This is a genomic window from Clostridium sp. D33t1_170424_F3, from assembly GCF_015667585.1.
Taxonomy (GTDB): domain Bacteria; phylum Bacillota; class Clostridia; order Oscillospirales; family Acutalibacteraceae; genus Anaeromassilibacillus.
Window position 1 is genome coordinate 305,796 of sequence record NZ_JADPEG010000001.1, and the last position, 6,270, is coordinate 312,065.

Below are 6,270 nucleotides of genomic sequence, written 5' to 3' on the forward strand. Positions count from 1 at the left end.
TCTAAATCGCAACCAAATATTGGACTGGGAAAGGGACTTTTTTGCATAAAACGTTGTATTGCCTGAACAATCAATCCTGCTCCTCTGGTAGCAAAATACCCTTCACTTAAAAATGCACCCGGGTTTCCTATAAAACCCGGGTGCGTTTCCTCTGTTTTCTAATCTAAAACTTTTTGCAGATATTTTCCCGTATAGGAGGCTTCCACCCTCGCCACCGCTTCCGGCGTTCCGGTAGCTACAATGGTTCCGCCGCCGTCGCCACCCTCCGGACCAAGGTCGATGATATAATCCGCCGTTTTAATCAAATCCAGATTATGCTCGATCACAATGACGGAATTTCCTGCATCCACCAGCTTTTGCAGCACTTCGATCAACTTGTGTACATCCGCAATGTGCAGCCCCGTGGTCGGCTCGTCCAAAATGTAGATCGTGCGCCCCGTGGACCGCTTGCTCAGCTCTGTCGCAAGCTTGACACGCTGCGCCTCGCCGCCGGACAATGTGGTCGCCGGCTGGCCAATCTTGATGTAGCCCAATCCGACATCCTGCAAGGTTTGTAATTTGCGGGCAATGCGCGGCAGATTGGAGAAAAACTCCAGCCCCTCCTCCACGGTCATCTCCAGCACGTCGTAGATGCTTTTCCCTTTATACTGAATCTCCAGCGTCTCCCGATTATAGCGTTTCCCCTTACAGACGTCACAGGGCACATAGACGTCCGGAAGAAAATGCATCTCAATTTTGATAATGCCGTCGCCCTGACAGGCCTCGCACCGTCCGCCTTTCACGTTAAAAGAAAACCGGCCGGAATTAAAGCCGCGCAGTTTGGCGTCCTGTGTGGAAGCATACAATTCCCGGATATCGGTAAACAAGCCCGTATAGGTCGCCGGATTGGAACGGGGCGTGCGGCCAATCGGCGCCTGATTGATTTCAATCACCTTATCGAGTTCTTCCACACCCTTGATCTGCTTATGAGCACCGGGCCGGCATTTGGCGCCATTGAGCGTTGACGCCAGATATTTGTACAGAATCTCATTGATCAGCGAGGATTTTCCAGAACCGGATACGCCTGTTACACAGACCAACTCTCCCAGTGGGAAATCCACTGTAATATTTTTCAGATTATTCTGTGTTGCGCCGACCACCCGCAGCTTCTTCCCATTCCCTTTGCGGCGTTTTCCCGGTACCTCAACCTTGCGTACACCGCTCAAATACTGCCCTGTGATAGAGGCTTCGCAGTGGAGGATATCCTCCGGTTTTCCGTTAAAGATGACGTTTCCGCCGTGGATTCCCGCACCGGGTCCAATATCCACTATGTGATCCGCCGCACGCATGGTATCTTCGTCGTGTTCTACGACGATCACGGTGTTTCCAATATCCCGGAGATGCTGCAGCGTGGCAAGCAGCTTGTCGTTATCCCGCTGATGCAGCCCGATGCTGGGCTCGTCCAGGATATACAGGACGCCCATCAGAGAGGATCCGATCTGTGTCGCCAAACGGATGCGCTGGCTCTCTCCGCCGGAAAGCGTTCCAGATGCGCGGGAAAGCGTCAGATACTCCAGACCGACACTCTGCAAAAAGCCCAGCCGGCTTTTGATTTCTTTCAGGATGGCATGGGCAATCATTGCATCGCGTTTGTTCAGCTCCAAATGATTGACAAAATCCAGCGCCTGTGAAACGGATTTGTCGCAGAAATCCGCAATATTGATGCCCCCGACCGTAACCGCCAGGCTGATCGGAGAAAGCCGCTTTCCATGGCAATCGTCACAGGGGATGGCACTCATATAGGTTTCAATTTCTTCTTTGATCCAATTGCTCTGTGTCTCCCGGAAACGGCGTTCCAGGTTGTTGATGATCCCTTCAAACTCCGTCTGATAAACGCCGCTGCCATACTCATTTTTTCGCTCCACACGGATCTTTTCCCCTTTGGTTCCATAGAGCAAAACGTCAATGGTCTCCTTTGGCAGTTCGCCAAGCGGCATATCCAGCGAAAAATGATAGTGCTTCGCCAGCGCCTGCATATACATTACGGCGATGGTGCTGCCTTCCATTGCCCATCCGCTGGCCTTTAGTCCGCCCTGATTGATGGACAGTTTTTTATCCGGTATGATCAAATCCGGGTCAATCTTCATAAACACGCCCAGACCCGTACATTTCTGGCAGGCGCCGAACGGATTATTAAAGGAAAACATGCGCGGCGTCAGCTCTTCTACGCTTGCGCCGTGCTCCGGGCAGGCATAGTTTTGACTGAACGTCAGGTCCTTTCCCTCCTGTGTGCTGACAACAAGAATGCCGCCGGAAAGAGACGCCGCCGTCTCAATGGAGTCGGCCAGGCGGGAACGGATATCCGGGCGAATCACCAGACGGTCCACCACGATCTCAATGGTGTGTTTACTGTTTTTCTGCAATTTAATCTGTTCCGACAGGTCATAGATGATTCCATCCACACGGACACGGACAAATCCGCTTTTTCTGGCCGCTTCAAACTCCTTGACATGCTCCCCCTTTCGGGCACGCACTACGGGCGCCAGCACTTGGATTTTTGTTCCCTCTTCCAGCTTCAGCACCTGATCCACAATTTGATCCACCGTCTGCTGTTTGATTTCCCTGCCGCACACCGGGCAGTGCGGAATACCGATGCGGGCATACAACAAACGCAAGTAATCGTAAATTTCCGTCACGGTTCCCACTGTGGAACGCGGGTTCTTGGATGTTGTCTTCTGGTCAATTGAAATGGCAGGGGAAAGACCCTCAATATAGTCGACATCCGGTTTTTCCATCTGTCCCAAAAATTGACGCGCATAGGAAGAAAGCGACTCCACATAGCGCCGCTGCCCTTCCGCATAAATGGTATCGAACGCAAGGGAGGACTTTCCGGAACCGGAAAGCCCTGTAAATATGATCAGCTGGTCGCGCGGAATCTCAATATCCACATTTTTCAGATTGTGTTCGCGCGCGCCTTTAATAAAAATGTTCTTTGTTGTCATACCTGGTTCCTTTCCCCATTCTCAGCGCTGTAAAACAGCTTTTGCTGATCTTATTTTCCCGACTGCAACGCTTTAATTTTATCGCGCAGATAAGCGGCATGCTCAAACTCGAGCAATTTTGCCGCGGCCTTCATTTCCTTCGTCAACTGTTCAATCTGCTGTCTGCGCTCCAACGCCGTCAGGCGCTTGCCTTTCTTTGGTTTCTTCTCATCCTTATGCGTGGAAATTTCCAACACCTCGCCGACCTTTTTTACGATCGTCTTGGGTACGATCCCATGCACTTCATTGTATCTCATCTGGATCGCGCGACGGCGCTCCGTCTCCCGGATCGCGGACTCCATCGAAGGCGTGACCGTGTCCGCATACATGATGACCTGTCCCTTTGCATTTCGGGCGGCACGACCGATCGTCTGGATCAGGGAACGCTCCGAACGAAGGAAACCCTCTTTATCCGCATCCAAAATGACTACCAGAGAAACCTCCGGAATATCCAAACCCTCGCGCAGCAGGTTAATACCGATCAGAACGTCGAATTCTCCCAATCGCAGGTCGCGCAGAATCTCCATGCGTTCCACCGTATCAATATCGTGGTGCATATAGCGCACTCGAATTCCCATATTCTCCAGGTAGGAAGTTAAGTCCTCCGCCATCTTTTTGGTGAGCGTCGTCACCAGAATCCGCTCCTGACTGGCTGTACGAAGATTGATTTCTGAAATCAGGTCGTCGATCTGCCCGTCCGTCGGCTTCACAATAATTTCCGGATCAACAAGGCCGGTCGGACGGATCACCTGCTCGACGATCTGCGCCGAATGCTCTTTCTCAAAATCGCCCGGCGTCGCACTGACAAAGATCGCCTGATTGACATGCGCATAAAACTCGTCAAAATTCAGCGGACGGTTATCATAGGCAGACGGCAGACGGAACCCAAAATCGATCAGCGTCTGCTTTCGCGCATGATCGCCCGCGTACATGGAGCGCACCTGCGGCAGCGTTACATGGGACTCGTCCACAAACAAAAGGAAATCGTCAGGAAAATAATCCAGCAGCGTACAGGGCTGACTGCCCGGCTCACGGCCGGAAAGGACGCGGGAATAGTTTTCAATCCCTTTACAGAACCCGATTTCGCCCAACATTTCCATATCGTACTGGGTGCGCTCCCGGATACGCTGCGCCTCAATCAACTTGCCGTTTTCCTCAAAGAAACGGACGCGTTCCTCCATTTCCTGCTCCAAATCGCGGATCGCATGCTGCATCTTTTCCCGCGGCACAATATAATGGGACGCCGGATAGATCGCCACATGGCGCAGCTCCGCTTTAAACTCGCCGGTCAAAGAGTTAATCTCGCTGATCCGATCAATTTCATCGCCAAAGAATTCTACCCGTATGACGGTATCGTTTGACTGTGCGGGAAAGATCTCCACAACGTCGCCGCGCACACGGAACTTGTTTCGTATAAAATTAATGTCGTTGCGCTCGTATTGAATTTCCACTAATTTGCGCAGCAATTCGTCGCGGCTCTTCTGCATGCCGGGCCGCAGGGAAATGACCATGGTCCGGTAATCAATGGGATCGCCCAAGCTGTAAATGCAGGATACGCTGGCCACAATGATAACGTCGCGGCGCTCAGACAGCGCGGAGGTCGCCGAATGCCGCAGCTTGTCGATCTCGTCGTTGATCGCAGAATCCTTTTCAATATAAGTATCCGTCGTCGCAATATACGCTTCCGGTTGGTAGTAGTCATAGTAGGACACAAAATATTCCACGGCGGAATCAGGAAAAAACTCGCGGAACTCGTTACAAAGCTGCGCCGCGAGTGTCTTATTGTGCGCCAGTACCAGCGTTGGACGCTGCGTCTGCGCAATGATATTGGCCATGGTAAACGTCTTGCCGGAACCTGTAACTCCCAGCAGCGTCTGTTCCCGGCAGCCTTGATTCACGCCGTCCACCAGCTTTGCAATGGCCCGCGGCTGATCCCCGGTGGGCTGATACGGCGATGCCAGTCTAAATAATCCTTGCTCACTCATATATTATTTTCCCCATTTTTTATTCCAGACACCAATGGTATCGTTGTCCGTATATGCCTTCCACAATCAAGAACAAATGTTTTTCTTAAATTATTTTACTTCTTTATAATTTGTTTGTCAATGCCTCTGTTCCATATCTGGACATTTCTACAAAACCGTGGAACATTTGCTGACATGACAGAGTATTTTGCTAGATTCGATCGATTTTTTGAAGCAGCTGAAAATGGCTTCGGTCGAACTTCAGAACGCCTTCGTCGCGCAGCTTACCCAATTCATTGGACATCGCACTGCGGTCCACCGATAAATAATCGGCAAGCTGCTGCCGGTTATAAGGAATTTCGAATGAGGCGTTGCCCCTGCGCAGAGATTCCGCAGATAAATAGGACAACAGTTTATCCCGCGTGGTTCGTTTTGACATATGCATCATTTTTTCATTCATCGCCAGATTCTTAGCCGCCAGAACAGACACTAAATTACGCACCAGCCGTGCGTGAAATTCACATGTTGAAGCGCAAACATGCAGCACGCGATGCACATCCAAATATAAAACGGTCGCCGGATCCGCTGCAAAGACATTCACATTGGAGACCGCCCCTGGAACACAGGCATAAGTTTCTGCAAAGAGTTCTCCAGGCAGTACCTTCATCAGTATGTTGCGATTCCCCCAGAAATCTTCCTGCACCACGTATACGCTCCCCGTAAGAACCATTCCCACTGTATCTACTGCTTCTCCTAAACGGAGAAGCGGCCGGTTCCGTTCATATTCTTTTGTGCGTGCGGCCAGGCATTGCAGCATAACTTCCGCTTCGCTCTGCGTAACGCCGCTGAACAGCTGCGAATGCAGTATAATGGGTAAATACGTTTTCATTCTTATAGCCTCCGTTGTAAAAGCAACAGATTTGTTTGATTTATTGTAATACAATTTTCCCCTAAGGTCAATAGATAACGGATCATTTCTTTGATAACTCTAGAAACTGCCGGTCCAATGGGCGTCATTTTTTATTGAGGGGAGGACGCAGTTTATGACAAATAGCCATATTGAAATCAAACACATAGAATCCGGCAGTTCTCTTCCTGTGGATATCTGAAACTAATACTTAGACAATCAATTAAAATGTTGTTTCTTATAAATACTTAGTGACTCAGCAGATTGACTCACAATTAAATCAGCGGCCGGACTAAACTAAATCTGCCCCCGCAAACACCTCTTATTTCTACTCGGTAAACTGCAAAGAAACAGGCTTCGGTAATTCCGTACGGAATTA

The 6,270-nt window shown here is 50.3% G+C and carries 3 protein-coding genes; all 3 read right to left on the minus strand.

Annotated features, from left to right (window positions below):
* Positions 1 to 158: 158 nt before the first annotated feature.
* Positions 159 to 2,981, minus strand: a complete 2,823-nt coding sequence (uvrA, locus tag I4V53_RS01510; protein ID WP_195983636.1) for an excinuclease ABC subunit UvrA — start codon at positions 2,979 to 2,981, stop codon at positions 159 to 161.
* Between the two features lie 50 nt (positions 2,982 to 3,031).
* The gene (gene uvrB, locus I4V53_RS01515; RefSeq protein WP_195983637.1) at positions 3,032 to 5,005 is read right to left on the minus strand and encodes an excinuclease ABC subunit UvrB; all 1,974 of its coding nucleotides are present in this window, start codon (positions 5,003 to 5,005) and stop codon (positions 3,032 to 3,034) included.
* 190 nt (positions 5,006 to 5,195) lie between these two features.
* On the minus strand, positions 5,196 to 5,873 hold the full coding sequence (locus tag I4V53_RS01520; RefSeq protein ID WP_195983638.1) for a Crp/Fnr family transcriptional regulator: 678 nt from the start codon (positions 5,871 to 5,873) through the stop codon (positions 5,196 to 5,198).
* Positions 5,874 to 6,270 lie beyond the last annotated feature (397 nt).